The sequence below is a fragment of the Streptococcus mitis genome (assembly GCF_946190285.1).
GTDB classification, from domain to species: domain Bacteria; phylum Bacillota; class Bacilli; order Lactobacillales; family Streptococcaceae; genus Streptococcus; species Streptococcus mitis_CP.
Genome location: NZ_CAMHZX010000002.1, coordinates 124,088 through 146,679, shown reverse-complemented (window position 1 = coordinate 146,679; position 22,592 = coordinate 124,088). Strand labels below are relative to the sequence as shown.

Here is a 22,592-nt window from a genome sequence, read left to right as displayed (position 1 = left end):
ATAAGCAAAATTTGAGTAAGTGATGAGAAAATATATGAAAAATTATCAAGAATGGTATGGCCACGTTGCTAGTAACATTAAAAATAATCCCTTTCTTCTGAGCTTGTTAAGAACTTTCAATCGGTTCATGACAGTAGTTATGCCTATAGTTTATCTGACCTTGTTAACCACTATCTATTTCCGAGAAGGATTTGGGAAACAGGTCTTGATCTATGTGTTTATCCCTGCATCAGGTTTTGTGATTTTGTCCCTTCTTCGTAAGAAAATCAATGCCCCTAGGCCTTATGAAGTTTGGGAAATTGTATCGCTACTAGACAGAGACAGTCCTGGTCAGTCTATGCCCAGTCGTCATGTCTTCTCAGCAACCATTATCTCCATGGCTTGCTTACATGCTAGTTTATCTGTAGGGGTTATCTTGTTGGTCTTGTCAGCCCTCCTCGGTCTAGTGAGAGTCTTAGGTGGAGTGCATTTTCCCAAGGATGTAGTGGTTGGCTATATTTGTGCTCTTGTGTGGGGTGTGATTTTCTTTCTATTTTGACCTGTAAGTTAAGGTGGCCATACAACCACTTACGAGTCTAAAGTAGCCACTTGCTTTTTTGCTCTTGTTTTCTTATTTTCCCTTTGATATAGTAGAGTCAGAAAGGAGATGGAATGAAGTTACGAATTGAAATTGACAGCAATTTAGAGGAAACTGAAATTGTCATCAAGGCAGCGGCTTTGACAGATGAGATTGCGGATTTACAGAGCCTCTTGCAAGAGTCCAAGTCTCCTCGGTTGATTTTTTACAAGGGGACGGGCGAATATTATCTGGATTTGTCGGAAATTCTCTTCTTTGAGACGGAAGGTAGCAAGATTTATGCCCATACCCAGAAAGATGCCTACGAGGTTCGGCTTAAACTCTATGAGTTAGAGGCTATCCTTCCTCGCTATTTTAGTCGGGTATCCAAGTCGACTATTGCAAATATCCGTCAGGTTTACTCGGTGGACAAATCCTTTTCAGGAACGGGCACCATTTCCTTTTATCAGACCCACAAGGAGGTTCATGTCTCACGGCATTACCAATCCCTCCTAAAAGAAAATCTAAGAAACATGAGGTAAGAACATGAAAAAGAAAGCATTTGGTATTGTGTTGCTAGTATTGGCAGCTTTAATATTATTACAAGGAAATTTTGGAATCCCTTCATTCGGTGGGCAAATTTGGCCCTTGCTTGGTATTGGATTTTTTGCCTATCAATCAGTTGGAGCTTTGTTGCGTCGTCACTTAACTTCAGCCTCTTTTACAGCTCTAGTAGCCTTAATGATTGCTAACCACTTTTATGGCATTTTACCAATTCCTAATCAGTCATTGTTCTGGGCAAGTATTTTAATCGTAATGGGTGTCAGCGCACTCACTCATTCTAACAGAACTTGGAATGGGAAAAAATGGTGGTATGACGGTGAAAAGACCATTCTGACAGATAAGGAAGTTGCTTTTGGGACTGGGACTTTCTACAAGCAAGAGCAAGAATTGGTAGAAGATCAAGTAGAAGTTGGTTTTGGCAATGCCAAGATATATTATGACAATGCAGAGATTTTAGGAGATACCGCAACTCTGAAAGTGGAAGTTGGTTTTGGCAATGCAGTTATCTATGTTCCCCAACATTGGGGAGTTGATTTAAAGGTAGAAACTTTCTGTGGCGTAGCTAAGGCAGATACTCCTCTAGTCCCAACCAGCAAAACCTTGATTATCCGTGGAGATGTGGCTTTTGGGAAGTTGGGAATTGTCTACGTTAAATAAAAAAATCTTCCAATTCCCTTGCAAAAATGAAGAAAGTGTGATAACATAGTACGGTATGTGGTGCTAGCACATCCGCTATATTAGATCTAATAGGAGGAAAACACAATGGCTAAAGTATGTTACTTTACAGGTCGTAAGACTGTATCAGGAAACAACCGTTCACACGCGATGAACCAAACAAAACGTGCCGTAAAACCAAACCTTCAAAAAGTTACTGTTCTTATCGATGGTAAACCTAAAAAAGTTTGGGCTTCAGCTCGTGCTTTGAAATCAGGTAAAGTTGAACGCGTTTAATAATAAAAGTAAGGAGACCTTAGGGTCTTTTTTCTTTTACTGTAGATATAAGATCATTTGAACAATAGAGTAAATATCCGCTGATACAGTATTCTGCTTTTACACTTGGGCTGAAATATGATAAAATAGAGTATCAACTAGTTGAGGTAAAAAGGATGACTGTAAAAATTAATACAAAAGATGGTCAAATCGAACTAACAGATGAAGTGATTGCAACCGTCGTAGGTGGAGCAGCAACTGAGATTTTTGGTGTGGTCGGTATGGCTAGTAAAAATACCCTCAAAGATAATTTCCAAGCCCTTCTAGGTAAGGAAAATTATTCCAAAGGTGTCGTCGTAAAGGCGGCCGAAGATGGCAGTATTGCAGTTGATGTATATACCGTGTTGAGCTACGGAACAAAGATTAGCGAAGTGTCAAAAAACATTCAAGAGCGTGTTCGTTTTAGCTTGGAAAACCAGCTTGGAATTACTGCTCAGACTGTAAATGTCTACATTCAAAATATCAAAGTTGTAGGAGAATAACCGTGTCAAAAATTACTACTAGCTTATTTCAAGAAATGGTGCAGGCGGCATCAACTCGCTTGAATAAGCAAGCTGAATATGTCAATTCATTAAACGTCTTTCCAGTTCCAGATGGAGATACTGGAACAAACATGGGAATGACCATTGAAAATGGAGCTAAAGAAGTTGCAGACAAGCCAGCTTCTACAGTTGGCGAGGTAGCGAGCATTCTTGCCAAAGGTCTTTTGATGGGTGCGCGTGGAAACTCAGGCGTTATTACGTCTCAGCTTTTCCGTGGATTTTCACAAGCTATCAAGGATAAAGACGAGTTAACAGGTCAAGACTTGGCTCTTGCCTTCCAATCGGGTGTAGAAGTTGCCTATAAGGCAGTTATGAAACCAGTTGAAGGAACGATTTTGACAGTTTCTCGTGGGGCTGCTATCGGTGCTAAGAAAAAAGCTGAGCAAACAGATGACGCTGTTGAAGTCATGCGCGCAGCCTTGGAAGGTGCTAAAACAGCCCTAGCTAAAACGCCAGACATGCTTCCAGTATTGAAAGAAGTTGGCGTTGTGGACTCAGGTGGTCAAGGACTGGTCTTCATCTACGAAGGTTTCCTTTCAGCCCTTACTGGGGAATATATTGCATCTGAGGACTTTGTAGCGACTCCTGCCAACATGAGTGAAATGATCAATGCAGAGCACCACAAGTCTGTAGCTGGTCATGTAGCAACTGAGGACATTACCTTTGGTTACTGTACTGAAATCATGGTAGCTCTTAAGCAAGGTCCAACCTATGCTAAAGATTTTGATTACGATGAATTCCGTAACTACTTGAATGAACTTGGAGACTCTCTCCTCGTTGTCAATGATGATGAAATCGTCAAAGTCCATGTCCATACAGAAGATCCAGGACTTGTTATGCAAGAAGGTCTTAAATATGGTAGCTTGGTCAAGGTAAAAGTTGACAATATGCGTAACCAACACGAAGCACAGGTTGAGAAAGAAGCTGCTCAAGTTAGCAAACCAGCTGAAGAAAAAGAATATGCTTTGATTGCTGTCGTTGCTGGTAAAGGTCTAGCAGATATCTTCCGTTCTCAAGGTGTGGATTATGTTATCGAAGGCGGTCAAACTATGAACCCTTCAACAGAAGACTTTATCAAGGCTGTTGAACAGGTCAACGCTCGTAACATTATCTTCCTGCCAAATAACAAAAACATCTTCATGGCAGCTCAATCTGCAGCAGAAGTTTTGGAGCAACCAGCAGTAGTGGTAGAGACTCGTACTCTTCCTCAAGGTTTGACAAGTCTTCTTGCCTTTGATCCAAGCAAGTCCATCGAAGAAAACCAAGAGCGTATGACTGCTGCTCTTAGCGATGTCGTTAGTGGAAGCGTCACAACAGCTGTGCGTGATACAACCATTGATGGCTTAGAAATCCATGAAAACGATAATCTAGGTATGGTGGATGGGAAAATCCTCGTGTCAAACCCTGACATGCACCAAACCTTGACAGAAACCTTGAAACATATGTTGGATGAAGATAGTGAGATCGTAACCTTCTATGTCGGTGAAGACGGAAGCGAAGAACTTGCCAATGAAATTGCCCAAGAAATCGCAGAAGAATTCGAAGATGTTGAAGTAGAGATTCACCAAGGCCAACAACCAGTTTACCCATACCTATTTAGTGTGGAATAAGATTAATGAAGGACTGAGAAATCAGTTCTTTTTTCTTTTTGAATAATGAAATCGGTATCTTTTTAATAAAAACAAAAATAACATTCATAAATAAACGTTAAAATAGAAAATTCAGAAAATTTCTTCTTTTGTCTTGAAAAATTTTGAAAAAGTGGTATGATAGTAACAAGTTATTTTTAAGAGAAGAGAAAGGGGAACAATGGAGAAAATCAGTTTAGAATCTCCTAAGACGGGGTCGGACCTGGTTTTGGAAACACTTCGTGATTTAGGAATTGATACCATCTTTGGTTATCCTGGTGGTGCTGTCTTGCCTTTTTATGATGCGATATATAATTTTAAAGGCATTCGCCACATTCTAGGACGCCATGAGCAAGGTTGTTTGCATGAAGCTGAAGGTTATGCCAAATCAACTGGAAAGTTGGGTGTTGCCGTCGTCACTAGCGGACCAGGAGCAACAAATGCCATTACAGGGATTGCGGATGCCATGAGCGATAGTGTTCCCCTTTTGGTCTTTACAGGTCAGGTTGCGCGAGCAGGGATTGGGAAAGATGCCTTTCAGGAGGCAGACATCGTAGGAATTACCATGCCAATCACTAAGTACAATTACCAAGTTCGTGAGACGGCAGATATCCCTCGTATCATTACGGAAGCTGTCCATATCGCAACTACAGGTCGTCCAGGACCAGTCGTAATTGACCTACCAAAAGACGTATCTGCTTTGGAAACAGACTTCATTTATTCACCAGAAGTGAATCTACCAAGCTATCAGCCGACTCTTGAGCCGAATGATATGCAAATCAAGAAAATCTTGAAGCAATTATCCAAGGCTAAAAAACCAGTCTTGCTGGCTGGTGGCGGAATTAGTTATGCTGAAGCTGCTGCGGAACTAAATGAATTTGCAGAACGCTATCAGATTCCAGTGGTAACCAGTCTTTTAGGGCAAGGCACGATTGCAACAACTCATCCACTCTTCCTTGGAATGGGAGGTATGCACGGGTCTTTCGCAGCTAATATTGCCATGACGGAAGCGGACTTTATGATTAGTATTGGTTGCCGTTTCGATGACCGCTTGACGGGGAATCCTAAGACCTTCGCTAAGAATGCTAAGGTTGCCCACATTGATATTGACCCAGCTGAGATTGGCAAGATTATCAGTGCAGATATTCCTGTAGTTGGAGACGCTAAGAAAGCCTTGCAAATGTTGTTGGCGGAACCAATAGTTCATAACAATACTGAGAAATGGATTGAGAAGGTCACTAAAGATAAGAACCGTGTTCGTTCTTATGACAAGAAAGAGCGTGTGGTTCAACCGCAAGCCGTTATTGAACGCATTGGTGAATTGACGAATGGGGATGCCATTGTGGTCACAGACGTTGGTCAACACCAAATGTGGACAGCCCAGTATTATCCATACCAAAATGAGCGTCAGTTAGTGACTTCAGGAGGTTTGGGCACGATGGGATTCGGAATTCCAGCAGCAATCGGTGCCAAAATTGCTAATCCAGATAAGGAAGTGGTCTTGTTTGTTGGGGATGGTGGTTTCCAAATGACCAACCAGGAATTGGCTATTTTAAACATTTACAAGGTGCCAATCAAGGTGGTTATGCTGAACAACCACTCACTTGGAATGGTTCGTCAGTGGCAGGAATCCTTCTATGAAGGTAGAACATCTGAGTCAGTCTTTGATACCCTTCCTGATTTCCAATTGATGGCACAGGCTTATGGCATTAAAAACTATAAGTTTGACAATCCTGAGACCTTGGCTCAAGACCTTGAAGTCATCACTGAGAATGTTCCTATGCTAATCGAGGTGGATATTTCTCGTAAGGAACAGGTGTTACCAATGGTACCAGCTGGTAAGAGTAATCATGAGATGTTGGGGGTGAAGTTCCATGCGTAGAATGTTAACAGCAAAACTACAAAATCGTTCAGGAGTCCTCAATCGCTTTACCGGTGTCCTGTCTCGTCGTCAGGTCAATATCGAAAGTATCTCTGTTGGAGCAACAGAAGATCCGAATGTATCGCGTATCACCATTATTATTGATGTAGCTTCACATGATGAAGTGGAGCAAATCATCAAGCAGCTCAATCGTCAAATTGATGTGATTCGCATTCGTGATATTACGGACAAACCACACTTGGAGCGCGAGGTGATTTTGGTGAAGATGTCAGCACCAGCTGAGAAGCGAGCTGAGATTCTAGCTATTATTCAACCTTTCCGTGCAACGGTAGTAGACGTAGCGCCAAGCTCGATTACCATTCAGATGACAGGAAATGCTGAAAAGAGTGAAGCTCTATTGCGAGTCATTCGACCATACGGTATTCGCAATATTGCTAGGACGGGTGCAACTGGATTTACCCGCGACTAATACTCTTCGAAAATCAAATTCAAACCACGTCAGCTTCGCCTTGCCGTACTCAAGTACAGCCTGCGGCTAGCTTCCTAGTTTGCTCTTTGATTTTCATTGAGTATAAAAATCCAACTTAAATTTGTTAAACCAGCCTAAAAGGCAATAAATAATAGAAAAGAGAGAAAAAACTATGGCAGTTCAAATGGAATACGAAAAAGATGTTAAAGTAGCAGCGCTTGACGGTAAAAAAATCGCCGTTATCGGTTATGGTTCACAAGGACATGCGCATGCTCAAAACTTGCGTGATTCAGGTCGTGACGTTATTATCGGTGTACGTCCAGGTAAATCTTTTGATAAAGCAAAAGAAGATGGATTTGACACTTACACAGTAGCAGAAGCTACTAAATTGGCTGACGTTATCATGATTTTGGCACCAGACGAAATCCAACAAGAACTTTATGAAGCAGAAATCGCTCCAAACTTGGAAGCTGGAAATGCAGTTGGATTTGCTCATGGTTTCAACATCCACTTTGAATTTATCAAAGTTCCTGCGGATGTAGATGTCTTCATGTGTGCTCCTAAAGGACCAGGACACTTGGTGCGCCGTACTTACGAAGAAGGATTTGGTGTACCAGCTCTTTACGCAGTATACCAAGATGCAACAGGAAATGCGAAAAATATTGCTATGGACTGGTGTAAAGGTGTTGGAGCAGCTCGTGTAGGTCTTCTTGAAACAACTTACAAAGAAGAAACTGAAGAAGATTTGTTTGGTGAACAAGCTGTACTTTGTGGTGGTTTGACTGCCCTTATCGAAGCAGGTTTCGAAGTCTTGACAGAAGCAGGATACGCTCCAGAATTGGCTTACTTTGAAGTTCTTCACGAAATGAAATTGATCGTTGACTTGATCTACGAAGGTGGATTCAAGAAAATGCGTCAATCAATTTCAAACACTGCTGAATACGGTGACTATGTATCAGGTCCACGTGTGATTACTGAACAAGTTAAAGAAAACATGAAAGCTGTCTTGGCTGATATCCAAAATGGTAAATTTGCAAATGACTTTGTAAATGACTATAAAGCTGGACGTCCAAAATTGACTGCTTACCGTGAACAAGCAGCTAACCTTGAAATTGAAAAAGTTGGTGCAGAATTGCGTAAAGCAATGCCATTCGTTGGTAAAAACGATGATGATGCATTCAAAATCTATAACTAATTTATAGAAATTAAGGTGAAGGCGAGTTGGGGGGACCTAACTCGCTTTTATAATCAATTCATCTCTGTTTGAGAGGATGGATTGTGATAGTATGAATAGTCTAGGAGAAAAAGATGTTAAGTTCAAAAGATATCATCAAGGCTCACAAGGTCTTGAACGGTGTGGTTGTGAATACCCCACTTGATTATGATCATTATTTATCGGAGAAGTATGGTGCTAAGATTTATTTGAAAAAGGAAAATGCTCAACGTGTTCGTTCCTTTAAAATTCGTGGTGCCTATTATGCTATTTCTCAGCTCAGCAAGGAAGAGCGTGAGCGTGGGGTAGTCTGTGCTTCTGCGGGAAACCATGCGCAGGGAGTTGCCTATACTTGTAATGAGATGAAAATTCCTGCTACTATCTTTATGCCCATTACAACTCCGCAACAAAAGATTGGTCAGGTTCGCTTTTTTGGTGGTGACTTCGTAACCATTAAACTAGTTGGAGATACCTTTGATGCCTCAGCTAAAGCGGCTCAAGAATTTACAGTTTCTGAAAATCGTACCTTTATTGATCCCTTTGATGATGCCCATGTTCAGGCAGGTCAAGGAACCGTTGCTTATGAGATTTTAGAAGAAGCTCGAAAAGAATCCATTGATTTTGATGCTGTCTTGGTTCCTGTTGGTGGTGGCGGTCTCATTGCTGGGGTTTCTACCTATATCAAGGAAATAAGTCCAGAAATTGAAGTCATTGGGGTAGAGGCTAATGGAGCGCGTTCCATGAAGGCTGCCTTTGAAGCTGGTGGACCTGTTAAGCTCAAAGAAATTGACAAATTTGCGGATGGGATTGCCGTGCAAAAGGTAGGTCAGTTGACCTATGAAGCAACTCGCCAACATGTTCAGACTTTGGTAGGTGTCGATGAGGGATTGATTTCTGAAACCTTGATTGACCTCTACTCTAAGCAAGGGATTGTCGCAGAACCTGCTGGAGCGGCTAGTATCGCCTCTCTAGAGGTGTTAGCTGAATATATCAAGGGGAAAACCATTTGTTGTATCATTTCTGGAGGAAATAATGATATCAACCGTATGCCAGAAATGGAAGAGCGTGCCTTGATTTATGATGGGATCAAGCATTACTTTGTGGTCAATTTTCCACAGCGTCCAGGGGCTTTGCGTGAGTTTGTAAATGATATCTTGGGGCCAAATGATGATATCACACGTTTTGAGTATATTAAGCGAGCTAGCAAGGGGACAGGTCCAGTATTAATTGGGATTGCCTTGGCAGATAAGCATGATTATGCAGGATTGATTCGTCGAATGGAAGGTTTTGATCCAGCTTATATTAACTTAAATGGTAACGAAACGCTCTATAATATGCTTGTCTGAGGACTAATAAAAAAATATCATATTATTTGCACAATTGATGTATAGGTGCTATAATGAAGATGAAGAAAGGGGGCGATTCCTATGGACTTAGGAAATCGATTACGCTATTTCTATCATAACTCATTATAGTACCTATGTTTTTTGATTCAATTTATAATAAGGGAGTAAAATTACTTGTTATATGTAAGGAGTTTTTTGAAATATACTATTTTATATATAGCTAATCTGAAATTTGTCTAAATATAATAGGAATTAGAAAAAATAATCAATACTAATGAGATGCCTCATTATACTGAGGTTACTGAGAAGAGTAATGGGATACTCGTAAGATGAAAACAGTAGAAAAAATGAAGCATAAAATACTACGGTTTCCTAGCTACTCGTCTTTTAATGGGTAGGAGAAATAAAAAGTAAACTTGATAAAGTAAATAACTGGTACAGTTGATCAAATGATTGAATGCTAGTGTAGACAGGAAAAAGTCTAAAAGGAGAAAAATACTCGTTAGAAATGGTTTAGAGCAGAAGACTATTTTGTCAAATTTTTTTGTTTTGCAGTGGAATAAATAATATGAAATAAGACTAGAATATGTCTAGATTATCGAGAATAAGCATCTGTTAAATGTGAATATTATTACATAAATAAGGTTTGATAATACAGTTGCTTTAAAGAACTAAAAAAATTGTTTTCGGCAATGAAAAACTTATATATTATAAGCTTTAATAAGATAGCAAGTAAAAATAAGGGCGTTCATTTTATCGAATATATGTTTTTTTATTGACAAAAAGTATAAAAGCGTATACAATTAAAAGCGTATACAATTAAATATCGTAAATAAGAAAATAGGAGGAAGACATGGCTAAGTCAAACTTTGAAAAAGTAGAATCAGTTGTTGGCTGGGTTCGTGATAAGAAAATCACAGGCTACCGTATCTCTAAAGAAACGAATGCGCGTGAAATGTCTATCATTGCTCTAGCGCAGGGTCGTGCAAAAGTAAAAAATATTTCATTTGAAACAGCTCTAGGTTTAATTGATTTCTATGATAAAAATCATGAAAAATTTGAAGATTAATCTTTGGATAATGGCGGATTCTTGAATAAGGTCTGCCTTTTCATTTTGATACTCAATGAAAATCAAAGAGCAAACTAGGAAGCTAGACGCAGGCTGCTCAAAACACTGTTTTGAGGTTGCAGATAGAGCTGACGTGATTTGAAGAGATTTTCGAAGAGTATGAGGACAGCAAAAAGACTGCACGATTGATGCAGCCTTTTCTTTTTATTTGAGATAGCGTTGAAGGAATTCTTTTGTACGGTCTTCTTTAGGATTGGTGAAGAGGTCTTCTGGTTTGCCTTCTTCAGCAATCACACCCTTATCCATAAAGATAACACGGTGAGAGACATCACGGGCGAATTCCATTTCGTGGGTTACGACAATCATAGTCAAGCCTTCCTGAGCCAAATCTTGCATGATTTTGAGGACTTCTCCAACCATTTCTGGATCGAGAGCTGATGTTGGTTCATCAAAGAGAATAGCGTCAGGATTCATGGAGAGGGCACGAGCGATGGCTACACGTTGTTTTTGACCACCTGAGAGTTGTTTTGGTTTGGCTTGCCAGTAGCGTTCTCCCATGCCGACCTTTTCTAGGTTTTCTTTGGCAATCTTTTCAGCTTCTGTACGTTCGCGTTTAAGGACAGTTGTCTGAGCGACAATTGTGTTTTCAAGTACGTTAAGATTTTCAAAGAGGTTAAAGGATTGGAACACCATCCCCAACTTTTCACGGTATTGCGTGAGGTCATAGCCTTTTTCGAGGACGTTTTGTCCATGATAAAGGATTTGTCCATCAGTTGGCGTTTCAAGGAGGTTAATGGAGCGTAGGAAGGTTGATTTTCCGCTTCCAGAGCTTCCGATGATAGAGATAACTTCTCCCTTGTGGACAGTTAGAGAAATGTCTTTTAGCACTTCGTTTTGTCCATAGGATTTTTTGAGGTGTTTAATTTCAAGGATTGCTTGTGTCATTATTTCAAATCCTCCGTTTGCATTTGGTTAGCACCTGTAGTATAGGTATCCATGTCCATGCGGCGTTCGATGAATCGTAGGATACGTGTTACGGTGAAGGTGAGGACAAAGTAAATCACGGCGATGATTGTAAATGTCTGGAAGTATTGATAGGTTTGTGTTGCTACGGTATTTCCTGAGAAGTAAAGTTCGACAACCGAGATAACGTTCAATACAGATGTATCTTTGATATTGATGACAAATTCATTACCAGTTGCTGGTAGGATGTTACGAACTACCTGAGGGAGGACAATCTTACGCATGGTTTGGTTATGGGTCATACCAAGAGCAGTCGCGGCTTCAAATTGTCCCTTGTCAACTGCTAGGATACCACCACGAACGATTTCAGTCATGTAGGCACCAGTGTTGATCGAAACGATGAAGATAGCAGCAAGTGTGCGGTCAAGGTTTATCCCGAAAGCTTGGGCAGTTCCATAGTAGATAACCATCGATTGAACGATCATTGGGGTACCACGGAAAATTTCAATGTAGACATTGAGAATCCAGCCGACTAGTTTTTGTAAGCCATAAATGGCCTTATTCTCAGATAGAGGAGCAGTACGGAAGACACCAATGGCAAGTCCAATAATGAGACCTGTGATGGTTCCGACGATAGAGATTAAAAGAGTGACACCAGCACCACGCAAGAGTTGTTGCCAGTTTTCAGAAAGAATTTTAGCGACTTGGCTAAAGAAACTACTGCTAGTCTCTTCAGTTGTTGTAGCTTCGGCAGGTTGTTCCTTGATCATACGATCCATCAAGGCAACTTGATCGTCTTTTGAAATGGTTTCAATGCTGGCATTGATTTGGCTAATACGATTGTCATCCTTACGAAGTCCAATGGCAATAGCTGTATCTTCTTCCCCAGTTTTGAAACCTGGTTCTACTTGAACCATTTTAAACTTAGAGTTAGCAGCTTCAGCAGTCAGAGCTTCTGGGCGTTCAGAAACATAAGCATCAATGACACCAGCCTCAAGTGCTTGGCGCATTTGAGCGAAGTCTCCCATGGCAGTTTCTTTTTTAGCACCCGGAATTTGTGTAATCAAGTCGTAGAGGTAGACACCTTGTTGAGAAGTGATTTTCGCACCGTTAAAGTCATCCAAAGATTTTGCGTTTGCATAAGTAGAATCTTTTTTGACAAGCAAAACTGGTTCGCTAGTGTAGTAACTGCTTGAAAAGGCAATCTCTTGTTTACGCTCGGCAGTAGGACTCATTCCTGCGATAATCATGTCAATCTTACCAGAAGTAAGGGCAGGAACTAGACCTTCCCACTTTGTTTTAACAACCAAAGGTTCTTTGCCTAAGTCCTTAGCGATTTTCTTGGCGATTTGAACATCGTATCCGTTAGCATACTGGTTAGTCCCATCGATTTTGACAGCCCCATTGCTATCATCGTCCTGAGTCCAGTTAAAGGGAGCATATGCTGCTTCCATCCCGATGCGTAAATATTCATCAGCTTGGGCAACATTGACAAGTCCCAGCATCAGCAAGAGACTTGTGAAAATAGATAAGTATATTTTTCTCATGATTTCTCCTATTTCTAATCTATTAAAAAATAACTGTCTCCTATTTTATCGAAAAAAACTCTATTTTTCAATATAGGTAAGCCCTTACTTCTGAAAAAATGATATAATGATAGCAAAGATAAAAAGGGGGCTTAGTTGATGAAAAAAACTTTTTTCTTACTAGTGTTAGGCTTGTTTTGCCTTCTGCCGTTCTCTGTTTTTGCCATTGATTTTAAGATAAACTCTTATCAAGGAGATTTGTATATTCATGCAGACAATACGGCAGAATTTAGACAGAAGATAGTTTACCAGTTTGAGGAGGACTTTAAGGGGCAAATCGTGGGACTTGGACGTGCTGGCAAGATGCCTAGCGGATTTGAGATAGATCCTCAACCAAAGGTTCAGGCCTCGAAAAATGGTGCTGAACTAGCAGACGTTACTAGCGAAGTGATAGAAGGAGCAGATGGTTATACTGTTAAAGTCTATAATCCAGGCCAGGAAGGCGACACAGTTGAAGTTGACCTTATCTGGAACTTAAAGAATTTGCTTTTCCTTTATGATGATATCGCTGAATTAAATTGGCAACCTCTGACAGATAGTTCAGGAGCTATTGGAAAGTTTGAATTTCATGTAAGGGGAGACAAGGGGGCTGAAAAACTCTTTTTCCATACAGGGAAACTTTTTAGAGAGGGAACGGTTGAAAAGAGTAACCTTGATTATACTATCCGTTTAGACAATCTTCCGCCTAAGCGTGGAGTTGAATTACATGCCTATTGGCCTCGAACTGATTTTGCTAGCGCTAGGGATCAGGGATTGAAAGGGAATCGTTTAGAGGAGTTTAATAAGATAGAAGACTCGATTGTTAGAGAAAAAGATCAGAGTAAACAACTCGTTACTTGGGTCCTCCCTTCGATACTTTTTATCTCCTTGTTATTGAGTGTCTGCTTCTATTTTATTTATAGAAGAAAGACCACTCCTTCAGTCAAATATGCCAAAAATCATCGTATCTATGAACCACCAATGGAATTAGAGCCTATGGTTTTATCAGAGGCTGTCTACTCGACCTCCTTGGAGGAAGTGAGTCCCTTGGTCAAGGGAGCTGGAAAATTCACCTTTGACCAACTTATTCAAGCTACCTTGCTAGATGTGATAGACCGTGGGAATGTCTCTATCATTTCAGAAGGAGATGCAGTTGGTTTGAGGCTAGTAAAAGAAGATGGTTTGTCAAGCTTTGAGAAAGACTGTCTAAATCTGGCTTTTTCAGGCAAAAAAGAAGAAACTCTTTCCAATTTGTTTGCGGATTACAAGGTATCTGATAGTCTTTATCGTAGAGCAAAAGTCTCTGATGAAAAACGGATTCAAGCAAGAGGGATTCAACTCAAATCTTCTTTTGAAGAAGTATTGAAAGAGATGCAAGAAGGAGTGAAAAATCGGGTTACTTTCTGGGGGCTCCCAGATTATTATCGTCCTTTAACTGGTGGGGAAAAGGCCTTGCAAGTGGGTATGGGGGTCTTGACTATCTTGCCCCTATTTATCGGATTTGGTTTGTTCTTGTACAGTTTGGATGTTTATGGCTATCTTTACATCCCCTTGCCAATACTTGGTTTTCTAGGTTTGGTTTTGGCTGTTTTCTATTATTGGAAGCTTCGATTAGATAATCGTGATGGTGTCCTAAATGAAGCAGGAGCAGAAGTATACTATCTCTGGACCAGTTTTGAAAATATGTTGCGTGAGATTGCACGATTGGATCAGGCTGAACTGGAAAGTATTGTGGTTTGGAATCGCCTCTTGGTCTATGCGACCTTATTTGGCTATGCGGACAAGGTCAGTCATTTGATGAATGTTCATCAGATTCAAGTGGAAAATCCAGATATCAATCTCTATGTAGCTTATGGCTGGCATAGTATGTTTTATCATTCAAGCGCGCAAATGAGCCATTATGCCAGCATCGCAAATACAGCAAGTACCTATTCCGTATCTTCTGGAAGTGGAAGTTCTGGCGGTGGCTTCTCTGGAGGCGGAGGTGGCGGCAGTATCGGCGCCTTTTAAAGAGAGCTATCACTGGCTGAAAAAATATGCTATAATGGAAGATAGAAAAAGGAGTAATCTATGTATCTTATTGAAATTTTAAAATCTATCTTCTTCGGTATTGTTGAAGGAATTACGGAATGGTTGCCGATTTCCAGTACAGGTCACTTGATTTTAGCAGAGGAGTTTATCCAATACCAAAATCAGAATGAATCTTTTATGTCCATGTTTAATGTTGTGATTCAGCTTGGTGCGATTTTAGCGGTTATGGTCATTTACTTTAACAAGCTCAATCCTTTCAAACCGACTAAGGACAAGCAGGAAGTTCGTAAGACTTGGAGACTGTGGTTGAAGGTCTTGGTTGCCACTTTACCTTTGCTTGCCGTCTTTAAATTTGATGATTGGTTTGATACTCACTTCCATAATATGGTTTCAGTTGCTCTCATGTTGATTATTTATGGGATTGCCTTTATCTATTTGGAAAAGCGAAATAAAGCTCGTGCTATTGAACCAAGTGTAACAGAGTTGGACAAGCTTCCTTATACGACAGCCTTCTATATCGGACTCTTCCAAGTTCTTGCTCTTTTACCAGGGACTAGCCGTTCAGGAGCAACGATTGTCGGTGGTTTGTTGAATGGAACTAGTCGTTCTGTTGTGACAGAATTTACCTTCTATCTTGGAATTCCAGTTATGTTTGGAGCTAGCGCATTAAAGATTTTCAAATTTGTGAAAGCAGGACAGCTCTTGAGCTTTGGACAATTGTTCTTGCTCTTGGTTGCCATGGGAGTCGCCTTTGCGGTCAGCATGATCGCTATTCGTTTCTTGACAAGTTATGTGAAAAAACACGACTTTACCCTTTTCGGTAAATACCGTATCGTGCTTGGTAGTGTCTTGCTACTTTATAGCTTTGTTCGTTTATTTGTATAAGAAAAACCTTGAAGGGGCAGCTCTTCAAGGTTTTAAAATCCAGTCAGGGTAATCCCCAATAGGCGGACACCTCTTTCTTTTTCGCTTAACTCTTCATAGAGTTGCAGGGCAATTTGGCTTATCTGACTAGCATCCTGTGTTTTTTGGGCCAGACTTTTTCGTTTAGTAAGAGTTGAAAAGTCTTCATAGCGGATTTTCAAAATGACAATTTTTCCAGCTTTTTCTTGTTGACTGAGATTGAGAGCGACTCTTTCTGATAGAAGAGTCAGCTCTTTTTTGATGTCTTCCTCAGCACGTAGAATCTTCCCATAGGTTTTCTCCTTCCCGATTGATTTACGGATACGATTGGATTTGACTGGGGAATTGTGGATGCCACGAGCCTTTCGATAAAGGTCATAGCCCAGCCTGCCAAAACGGTCTATTAGGGTTACCTCAGGGACTTCAAGCAAATCAGCGCCGGTAAAAACGCCCATTTGATGAAGACGTTCTACCGTCTTTTTTCCTACTCCATGAAACTTGGAAATATCCATTTGTTTGAGAAAGTCCTCAGCCTGGTCAGGTAGAATCACTGTCAGACCATGTGGCTTTTGATAATCACTGGCCATTTTAGCTAAGAATTTGTTGTAAGAAACACCAGCAGAAGCAGTTAGATGGAGTTCTTGCCAGATATCTTCTTGAATGAGGCGAGCGATTTTGACCGCTGACTTGATACCGAGTTTATTTTCTGTTACATCCAAGTAGGCTTCGTCAATACTCATAGGTTCAATCAAATCTGTATAGCGCTTAAAAATAGCTCTAATCTGGAGTCCCACAGTCTTGTATTTCTCATAATTCCCTGAGATGAAGACAGCCTGGGGACAACGCTCATAGGCTTCCTTGGAACTCATGGCTGAATGGACACCAAAAGCTCGTGCCTCATAGCTACAGGTAGAAACGACTCCCCGTCCACCTGTTTGCCGAGGGTCACTTCCGATAATGACAGGTTTTCCTCTGAGTTTAGGATTATCTCTGATTTCCACCGCAGCAAAAAAGGCATCCATGTCAATATGGATGATTTTTCTTGACAAATTATTTAATAAGGGAAAAATCAACATGCCTAGCACCTTTTTACTACTTATTTTCTCTTATTATACCCTTTTTTCTGAAAAAAAGGAAAAAAGGCTTTATTTTTTCAAAAATATAATACAGTTCGGAACAAAATATAGACTGTTTTAGAAAAGAAAGTGTAAAAACAGGGAATTCCCACTTGTTGAAATCGGTTACTGTGTGGTATACTTGTCTCATGAATGTAACAGATGGTTGTTACTAGAAAGAAAAAAGAGGACATTAACATGGTTGTTAAGACAGTTGTTGAAGCACAAGATATTTTTGACAAAGCTTGGGAAGGCTTCAAAGGCGTAGATTGGAAAGAAAAAGCAAGTGTATCACGCTTCGTACAAGCTAACTACACACCTTATGATGGAGACGAAAGCTTCCTCGCAGGACCAACAGAACGTTCACTTCACATCAAAAAAATTGTAGAAGAAACTAAAGCACACTACGAAGAAACTCGTTTCCCAATGGACACTCGTCCAACATCTATCGCTGATATCCCTGCTGGATTTATCGATAAAGAAAATGAAGTTATCTTCGGTATCCAAAATGATGAACTATTCAAATTGAACTTCATGCCAAAAGGTGGTATCCGTATGGCTGAAACTACTTTGAAAGAAAATGGATACGAACCAGATCCAGCTGTTCACGAAATCTTTACTAAATACGTAACAACAGTTAACGACGGTATCTTCCGTGCTTACACTTCAAACATCCGTCGTGCTCGTCACGCTCACACTGTAACTGGTCTTCCAGATGCATACTCACGCGGACGTATCATCGGTGTTTACGCACGTCTTGCTCTTTACGGTGCAGACTACTTGATGCAAGAAAAAGTAAACGACTGGAATGCAATCGAAGAAATCGATGAAGAAACAATCCGTCTTCGTGAAGAAATCAATCTTCAATACCAAGCGTTGCAACAAGTTGTTCGCTTGGGTGACCTTTACGGAGTTGACGTTCGCAAACCAGCGATGAACGTTAAAGAAGCAATCCAATGGGTTAACATCGCCTTCATGTCTGTCTGCCGTGTTATCAACGGTGCTGCTACATCTCTAGGACGTGTACCAATCGTATTGGATATCTTTGCAGAACGTGACCTTGCTCGTGGTACATTTACTGAATCAGAAATCCAAGAATTCGTTGATGACTTTGTTATGAAACTTCGTACAGTTAAATTTGCTCGTACAAAAGCTTACGACCAATTGTACTCAGGTGACCCAACCTTCATCACAACTTCTATGGCTGGTATGGGTAACGACGGTCGTCACCGTGTTACTAAGATGGACTACCGTTTCTTGAACACTCTTGACAACATCGGTAACTCACCAGAACCAAACTTGACAGTTCTTTGGACTGACAAATTGCCATACAACTTCCGTCGCTACTGTATGCATATGAGCCACAAACACTCTTCTATCCAATACGAAGGTGTAACAACAATGGCTAAAGACGGATATGGTGAAATGAGCTGTATCTCATGCTGTGTGTCTCCACTTGACCCAGAAAATGAAGAACAACGCCACAACATCCAGTACTTCGGTGCTCGTGTAAACGTATTGAAAGCCCTTCTTACTGGTTTGAACGGTGGTTACGACGATGTTCACAAAGACTACAAAGTATTTGACATCGAACCAATCCGTGACGAAGTTCTTGAATTTGAGTCAGTTAAAGCTAACTTTGAAAAATCTCTTGACTGGTTGACTGACACTTACGTAGATGCTTTGAACATCATCCACTACATGACTGATAAGTACAACTACGAAGCTGTTCAAATGGCCTTCTTGCCAACTAAACAACGTGCGAACATGGGATTCGGTATCTGTGGATTTGCCAACACTGTTGACACATTGTCAGCTATCAAATACGCTACAGTTAAACCAATCCGTGACGAAAATGGCTACATCTACGATTACGAAACAATCGGTGAATACCCACGTTGGGGTGAAGATGACCCACGTTCAAACGAATTGGCAGAATGGTTGATCGAAGCTTACACAACTCGTCTACGTAGCCACAAACTTTACAAAGACGCTGAAGCTACAGTATCACTTTTGACAATCACATCTAACGTTGCTTACTCTAAACAAACTGGTAACTCACCAGTCCACAAAGGTGTATACCTCAACGAAGATGGTTCTGTAAACTTGTCTAAACTTGAATTCTTCTCACCAGGTGCTAACCCATCTAATAAAGCTAAAGGTGGATGGTTGCAAAACTTGAACTCACTTTCTAGCCTTGACTTTAGTTATGCAGCTGATGGTATTTCATTGACTACACAAGTATCACCTCGTGCTCTTGGTAAGACTCGTGACGAACAAGTTGATAACTTGGTAACAATCCTTGATGGTTACTTTGAAAACGGTGGACAACACGTTAACTTGAACGTTATGGACTTGAACGATGTTTACGAAAAGATCATGTCAGGTGAAGACGTTATCGTACGTATCTCTGGATACTGTGTAAACACTAAATACCTCACTCCAGAACAAAAAACTGAATTGACACAACGTGTCTTCCACGAAGTTCTTTCAATGGATGATGCCTTGGATGCGTTGAGCTAATCAAGTTCTTAAATAATGAAATAAGGAACCCTCGGTCAGTCGACTGAGGGTTTTTGGGTAAAATCTCTTCAAAGCACGTCAGCTTTATCTGCAACCTCAAAGCGGTGCTTTGAGCAACCTATGGCTAGCTTCCTAGTTTGCTTTTTGATTTTCATTGAGTATAAGTCAGGCACTAAAATGTCTGACTAGGATTCAAAGATACTTGTTGAGTTGCGAGGAGTATTTAAAAATAAAAACACCACACTTTGTAAGGAAACAAGGTGTGGTTGTATTTTATCTTTTAGACCAAGTTCTCTTCATAAAGAGAAGTAGGATTGGATAAATCTCCAAGCGCCCTGCAATCATTGCAAAGGAGAGGAGAATTTTTGAGATAGGACTAAAGATTGAGAAACTAGAAGTGGTTCCTAGAATAGGTCCGATATTATTGAAACAGCTAAAGACAGCGCTGGTAACGACTAGGAAATCATTGCTATCTAGGCTGACAATAAAGATAAGGGATAGCAAAATCATAGAATAGATGACAAAGTACTTGAGAATCTTATGCTGGGTATCTTTGTCAATTACCGTTTTATTAACATGGAGGGTCAAAACACGGTGGGGTGATAGAATTGACAAAATCTGATTTTTAGCAATTTTTGAAAGTATGAGGCCTCGAATAACCTTGAGTCCACCTGCGGTTGAACCAGCAGAGCCACCGATTATCATGAGGAAGAGGAGGATGAACTGGGAGAAGAGGGGCCAATTAGTAATGTCTCCATATCCAAAACCAGTCGTCGTAATGATATTGGAAACTTGGAAGAAGGCCATTTCAAAACTCTTTGAAAATCCTGGGTAGAGATAGAGGGTATTAAGGCTAATCAAGCCTGTAGAAAGCAGTACAATGACCAAGTAAGCTCGAAGTTCCTCGTCACCAAAGAAGGCCTTGACACGACGGAGCATGAGGTAGTAGTAGAGATTGAAATTTACCCCAAAAACCAAAACTCCGATACTAACCAGATAGGTAATCAGTGAGCTACCATAGTGGGCGATTCCATCGTTATAGACGGTAAAGCCTCCTGTACCTGCTGTCCCCATGGCAATGACAAAACTATCAAATAGGGGCATGCCAGCTAGATAATAGATGATGACAAAGAGGGAGAAGAGAGCTAGATAAAGGAGATAGAGAATCTGGGCAGTGTTTTTTAGTTTGGATACTACTTTACCAAAAACAGGGCCAGGAACCTCAGCCTTCATCACTTCTAGGTGACTATTCTTGGCATTATCCATAATAGCAAGTGCAAAAACAAGCACTCCCATCCCTCCAATCAAGTGGGTAAAACTTCGCCAGAAGAGGAGGGAACGACTGAGAACCGAAACGTCGTTCAGAATAGTTGCTCCAGTAGTTGTAAAGCCAGAACTGATTTCAAAAAATGCATCGATAACGCTGGGAATTTGTCTAGCAAAGACAAAGGGGAGACCACCAAAGAAAGACCAAAGGATCCAACAGAGGGCCACAATCAAGATTCCCTCCTTGGCATAAATTCGTTGATTTTTTGGCTTTTGTAAAATTCCTGAACCGCCTAGTAATACGAGAATCCCAATCGTTGTAAAGAGGGCTGTAAAGACTTGGTTCGATTCACGGTAATAGATAGCAACAGCTACAGGAACCAAAAGAAGAACAGCTTCAATCAAAAGTAATTTTGAAAGGAGGTAACGAATCATACTTTTATTCATTTCTTACCTCGCAATCAAGTCATAAATCTTAGTGATGTTTGGCAACAAAGTTGTTACTAGGAGCTTGTCTCCAACTTCCAGCATATCCTCTCCAGTTGGGAAAATAGTCTTGCCCTTTCGAATGATAGCTGCAATAAGAACCCCTTTTTTCAGTTTTAGTTGAGAAAGAGGTTTGGCAGTCATTTTATTAGCTTCCTTGATATGGAATTGTAGGGTTTCGATTTGTCCATTGGCTAGATGGTGCATGGCCTGAAGGTCTGAATACTGGGCATTAACCCGACCACGAATAAAGTGCATGATTGTATCTACAGCGATGCTTTTAGGGGTGATGATACTTGAAAAATCAGGCGCATTGATGATCTCGAGGAGACTGGTACGATTGACCTTAGTAATATTTTTCTGTACACCTACCCTGTCAAGGAACATAGAAGTAATCAGATTTTCCTCATCGACTCCTGTTAGAGTTGCAACGGCATCATAGTTTTGAGCACTTTCTTCCAGCAGGATATCTTTTGCGGTTCCATCTCCTTGAACGATGTAGAGGTTTGGGAATTTCTCGCTAAAGAAGCTGGCGATTTCGGGATTGATTTCAATGACTTTTGTATCGATACGACTGTCTTTGAGGATACCTAGTAGATAATAGGCAATTCTACCAGCTCCAACAATAAGAAGACTCTTCACGGCACGAGATTTAAAATAATTATGGAAGAGCATCATATCAACACGGTTACCAGTGACAAAGATTCTATCTTTATCCTGTATGGTCATGTCACCACTTGGGATGATAATTTGATGATCTCTTTCTATCGCACATACAATGACATTGCCAAATTTTTTCCGAAAATCAGAAATGGGCATTTGGCAAAGACCACTGGAGGATTTAACAGTGAATTCCATCAAGCTGACCCGTCCACCAAAGAAACGTTCGACAGAGAGGGCATTGGGGAAGTCAATGATATTCGCGATAGCGCGGGCGGCCAAGAGCTCAGGATTAACGATAAGAGAAAAACCGAGAATATTCTTTTCTTTAAAATAAGAGTTAGAATATTCAGGGTTCCGCACCCGAACGATGGTCTCTTTAGCTCCCATTTTTTTGGCTAGAACGGCTGCAATCATGTTCACTTCATCGTATTCAGTCAGGGCGATAAAGATATCACAATCCTGGACACTGGCTTGCTCAAGGATGGTAAAATCAGCCCCGTTACCAAGGATACCCATGATATCAAAGCGATTAACAATATGATTGAGAACAGCTTCGTCTTGCTCAATCAGCAAAACATCATGCTTTTCTGCAACCAAGGAGCGACAGAGGGCAGAACCAACTTTTCCCCCTCCGACAAGGATAATTTTCATAATAAAACCTACTTCTTCATTATGTAACTATCATACCTTTTTTCAAGAAAAAATGCATCTACTAGCTAATCACCAGAGTTTTTAGTAGGAAATTTGCTATAAGGTAAAACTATACCCTAATCAATTGAAATAGCTATTAGCACCTTTCTCTGAAATATGGTATGATA

The 22,592-nt window shown here is 40.6% G+C and carries 19 protein-coding genes; 14 read left to right on the top strand and 5 right to left on the bottom strand.

Annotation, left to right across the window (positions count from 1 at the left end; all coding sequences use genetic code 11):
• The first annotated feature begins 34 nt into the window (after positions 1-34).
• The 11 genes from N8L39_RS04290 (at position 35) to N8L39_RS04240 (ending at position 10,259) form a co-directional block, all read left to right on the top strand.
• Positions 35-538 (top strand): phosphatase PAP2 family protein, encoded by a 504-nt coding sequence (locus tag N8L39_RS04290; protein ID WP_261010202.1) that lies wholly within the window; start codon positions 35-37, stop codon positions 536-538.
• Positions 539-651: 113 nt separating this feature from the next.
• The gene (locus N8L39_RS04285) at positions 652-1,098 is read left to right on the top strand and encodes a LytTR family DNA-binding domain-containing protein (protein ID WP_261010203.1); all 447 of its coding nucleotides are present in this window, start codon (positions 652-654) and stop codon (positions 1,096-1,098) included.
• A gap of 4 nt (positions 1,099-1,102) precedes the next feature.
• Entirely contained in the window at positions 1,103-1,777 is a 675-nt protein-coding gene (locus tag N8L39_RS04280) for a LiaF transmembrane domain-containing protein (protein WP_033686323.1), read from the top strand.
• A 105-nt stretch (positions 1,778-1,882) separates the two neighbouring features.
• Positions 1,883-2,071 (top strand): 50S ribosomal protein L28, encoded by a 189-nt coding sequence (gene rpmB / locus N8L39_RS04275; protein WP_001140948.1) that lies wholly within the window; start codon positions 1,883-1,885, stop codon positions 2,069-2,071.
• A 155-nt stretch (positions 2,072-2,226) separates the two neighbouring features.
• Complete coding sequence (locus N8L39_RS04270) at positions 2,227-2,592, top strand: Asp23/Gls24 family envelope stress response protein (protein ID WP_261010204.1); 366 nt, start codon at positions 2,227-2,229, stop codon at positions 2,590-2,592.
• Between the two features lie 2 nt (positions 2,593-2,594).
• Positions 2,595-4,262 (top strand): DAK2 domain-containing protein, encoded by a 1,668-nt coding sequence (locus N8L39_RS04265; protein ID WP_033678388.1) that lies wholly within the window; start codon positions 2,595-2,597, stop codon positions 4,260-4,262.
• A gap of 199 nt (positions 4,263-4,461) precedes the next feature.
• Positions 4,462-6,162, top strand: a complete 1,701-nt coding sequence (locus N8L39_RS04260) for an acetolactate synthase large subunit (RefSeq protein WP_077804356.1) — start codon at positions 4,462-4,464, stop codon at positions 6,160-6,162.
• The gene (ilvN, locus tag N8L39_RS04255) at positions 6,155-6,631 is read left to right on the top strand and encodes an acetolactate synthase small subunit (protein ID WP_001253803.1); all 477 of its coding nucleotides are present in this window, start codon (positions 6,155-6,157) and stop codon (positions 6,629-6,631) included. Before N8L39_RS04260 ends, ilvN begins: the two co-directional genes overlap by 8 nt.
• A gap of 172 nt (positions 6,632-6,803) precedes the next feature.
• On the top strand, positions 6,804-7,826 hold the full coding sequence (gene ilvC / locus N8L39_RS04250) for a ketol-acid reductoisomerase (RefSeq protein ID WP_000290683.1): 1,023 nt from the start codon (positions 6,804-6,806) through the stop codon (positions 7,824-7,826).
• A gap of 113 nt (positions 7,827-7,939) precedes the next feature.
• Positions 7,940-9,190 (top strand): threonine ammonia-lyase IlvA, encoded by a 1,251-nt coding sequence (gene ilvA / locus N8L39_RS04245; RefSeq protein ID WP_000952970.1) that lies wholly within the window; start codon positions 7,940-7,942, stop codon positions 9,188-9,190.
• An 853-nt stretch (positions 9,191-10,043) separates the two neighbouring features.
• Positions 10,044-10,259 carry a capsule biosynthesis transcriptional regulator gene (locus N8L39_RS04240; RefSeq protein ID WP_001130035.1) on the top strand — a complete coding sequence of 72 codons (216 nt, stop codon included), beginning with the start codon at positions 10,044-10,046 and terminating at the stop codon, positions 10,257-10,259.
• Between the two features lie 204 nt (positions 10,260-10,463).
• On the opposite strand, the gene N8L39_RS04235 is transcribed toward N8L39_RS04240, so the two are convergent.
• Both N8L39_RS04235 and N8L39_RS04230 read right to left on the bottom strand, forming a co-directional pair.
• Positions 10,464-11,204, bottom strand: a complete 741-nt coding sequence (locus tag N8L39_RS04235; protein ID WP_000189477.1) for an amino acid ABC transporter ATP-binding protein — start codon at positions 11,202-11,204, stop codon at positions 10,464-10,466.
• Complete coding sequence (locus tag N8L39_RS04230; RefSeq protein WP_049550552.1) at positions 11,204-12,769, bottom strand: ABC transporter substrate-binding protein/permease; 1,566 nt, start codon at positions 12,767-12,769, stop codon at positions 11,204-11,206. Before N8L39_RS04230 ends, N8L39_RS04235 begins: the two co-directional genes overlap by 1 nt.
• Before the next feature lie 138 nt (positions 12,770-12,907).
• Between N8L39_RS04230 and N8L39_RS04225 the strand changes: the two genes are divergently transcribed.
• On the top strand, positions 12,908-14,797 hold the full coding sequence (locus N8L39_RS04225) for a DUF2207 domain-containing protein (RefSeq protein ID WP_261010205.1): 1,890 nt from the start codon (positions 12,908-12,910) through the stop codon (positions 14,795-14,797).
• Between the two features lie 60 nt (positions 14,798-14,857).
• Positions 14,858-15,703: an undecaprenyl-diphosphate phosphatase gene (locus N8L39_RS04220; protein ID WP_049501842.1), complete on the top strand. Its 846-nt coding sequence runs from the start codon at positions 14,858-14,860 to the stop codon at positions 15,701-15,703.
• Positions 15,704-15,735: 32 nt separating this feature from the next.
• Here N8L39_RS04220 and dinB read toward each other — a convergent pair whose 3' ends face one another.
• The gene (dinB, locus tag N8L39_RS04215) at positions 15,736-16,797 is read right to left on the bottom strand and encodes a DNA polymerase IV (protein ID WP_261010206.1); all 1,062 of its coding nucleotides are present in this window, start codon (positions 16,795-16,797) and stop codon (positions 15,736-15,738) included.
• Positions 16,798-17,034: 237 nt separating this feature from the next.
• On the opposite strand from dinB, the gene pflB reads away from it, so the two are divergent.
• Positions 17,035-19,359, top strand: coding sequence for a formate C-acetyltransferase (gene pflB, locus N8L39_RS04210; RefSeq protein WP_000260631.1), 2,325 nt, complete (start codon positions 17,035-17,037; stop codon positions 19,357-19,359).
• Between the two features lie 273 nt (positions 19,360-19,632).
• Here the strand turns inward: pflB and N8L39_RS04205 are convergent, their stop codons facing one another.
• Together N8L39_RS04205 and trkA are read right to left on the bottom strand one after the other, a co-directional pair.
• On the bottom strand, positions 19,633-21,072 hold the full coding sequence (locus N8L39_RS04205) for a TrkH family potassium uptake protein (protein WP_261010207.1): 1,440 nt from the start codon (positions 21,070-21,072) through the stop codon (positions 19,633-19,635).
• 3 nt (positions 21,073-21,075) lie between these two features.
• Entirely contained in the window at positions 21,076-22,425 is a 1,350-nt protein-coding gene (trkA, locus tag N8L39_RS04200; RefSeq protein ID WP_000691701.1) for a Trk system potassium transporter TrkA, read from the bottom strand.
• Positions 22,426-22,592: the final 167 nt, after the last annotated feature.

Bases quoted from the DNA above. Each gene is read 5' to 3' on its own strand.
- trkA (WP_000691701.1), bottom strand. From the start codon at position 22,425: ATGAAAATTATCCTTGTCGGAGGGGGAAAAGTTGGTTCTGCCCTCTGT.
- N8L39_RS04260 (WP_077804356.1), top strand. From the start codon at position 4,462: ATGGAGAAAATCAGTTTAGAATCTCCTAAGACGGGGTCGGACCTGGTT.
- ilvA (WP_000952970.1), top strand. From the start codon at position 7,940: ATGTTAAGTTCAAAAGATATCATCAAGGCTCACAAGGTCTTGAACGGT.
- pflB (WP_000260631.1), top strand. From the start codon at position 17,035: ATGGTTGTTAAGACAGTTGTTGAAGCACAAGATATTTTTGACAAAGCT.
- ilvC (WP_000290683.1), top strand. From the start codon at position 6,804: ATGGCAGTTCAAATGGAATACGAAAAAGATGTTAAAGTAGCAGCGCTT.
- N8L39_RS04230 (WP_049550552.1), bottom strand. From the start codon at position 12,769: ATGAGAAAAATATACTTATCTATTTTCACAAGTCTCTTGCTGATGCTG.
- N8L39_RS04235 (WP_000189477.1), bottom strand. From the start codon at position 11,204: ATGACACAAGCAATCCTTGAAATTAAACACCTCAAAAAATCCTATGGA.
- N8L39_RS04205 (WP_261010207.1), bottom strand. From the start codon at position 21,072: ATGAATAAAAGTATGATTCGTTACCTCCTTTCAAAATTACTTTTGATT.
- N8L39_RS04225 (WP_261010205.1), top strand. From the start codon at position 12,908: ATGAAAAAAACTTTTTTCTTACTAGTGTTAGGCTTGTTTTGCCTTCTG.
- rpmB (WP_001140948.1), top strand. From the start codon at position 1,883: ATGGCTAAAGTATGTTACTTTACAGGTCGTAAGACTGTATCAGGAAAC.
- dinB (WP_261010206.1), bottom strand. From the start codon at position 16,797: ATGTTGATTTTTCCCTTATTAAATAATTTGTCAAGAAAAATCATCCAT.
- N8L39_RS04220 (WP_049501842.1), top strand. From the start codon at position 14,858: ATGTATCTTATTGAAATTTTAAAATCTATCTTCTTCGGTATTGTTGAA.
- N8L39_RS04270 (WP_261010204.1), top strand. From the start codon at position 2,227: ATGACTGTAAAAATTAATACAAAAGATGGTCAAATCGAACTAACAGAT.
- ilvN (WP_001253803.1), top strand. From the start codon at position 6,155: ATGCGTAGAATGTTAACAGCAAAACTACAAAATCGTTCAGGAGTCCTC.
- N8L39_RS04280 (WP_033686323.1), top strand. From the start codon at position 1,103: ATGAAAAAGAAAGCATTTGGTATTGTGTTGCTAGTATTGGCAGCTTTA.
- N8L39_RS04285 (WP_261010203.1), top strand. From the start codon at position 652: ATGAAGTTACGAATTGAAATTGACAGCAATTTAGAGGAAACTGAAATT.
- N8L39_RS04240 (WP_001130035.1), top strand. From the start codon at position 10,044: ATGGCTAAGTCAAACTTTGAAAAAGTAGAATCAGTTGTTGGCTGGGTT.
- N8L39_RS04290 (WP_261010202.1), top strand. From the start codon at position 35: ATGAAAAATTATCAAGAATGGTATGGCCACGTTGCTAGTAACATTAAA.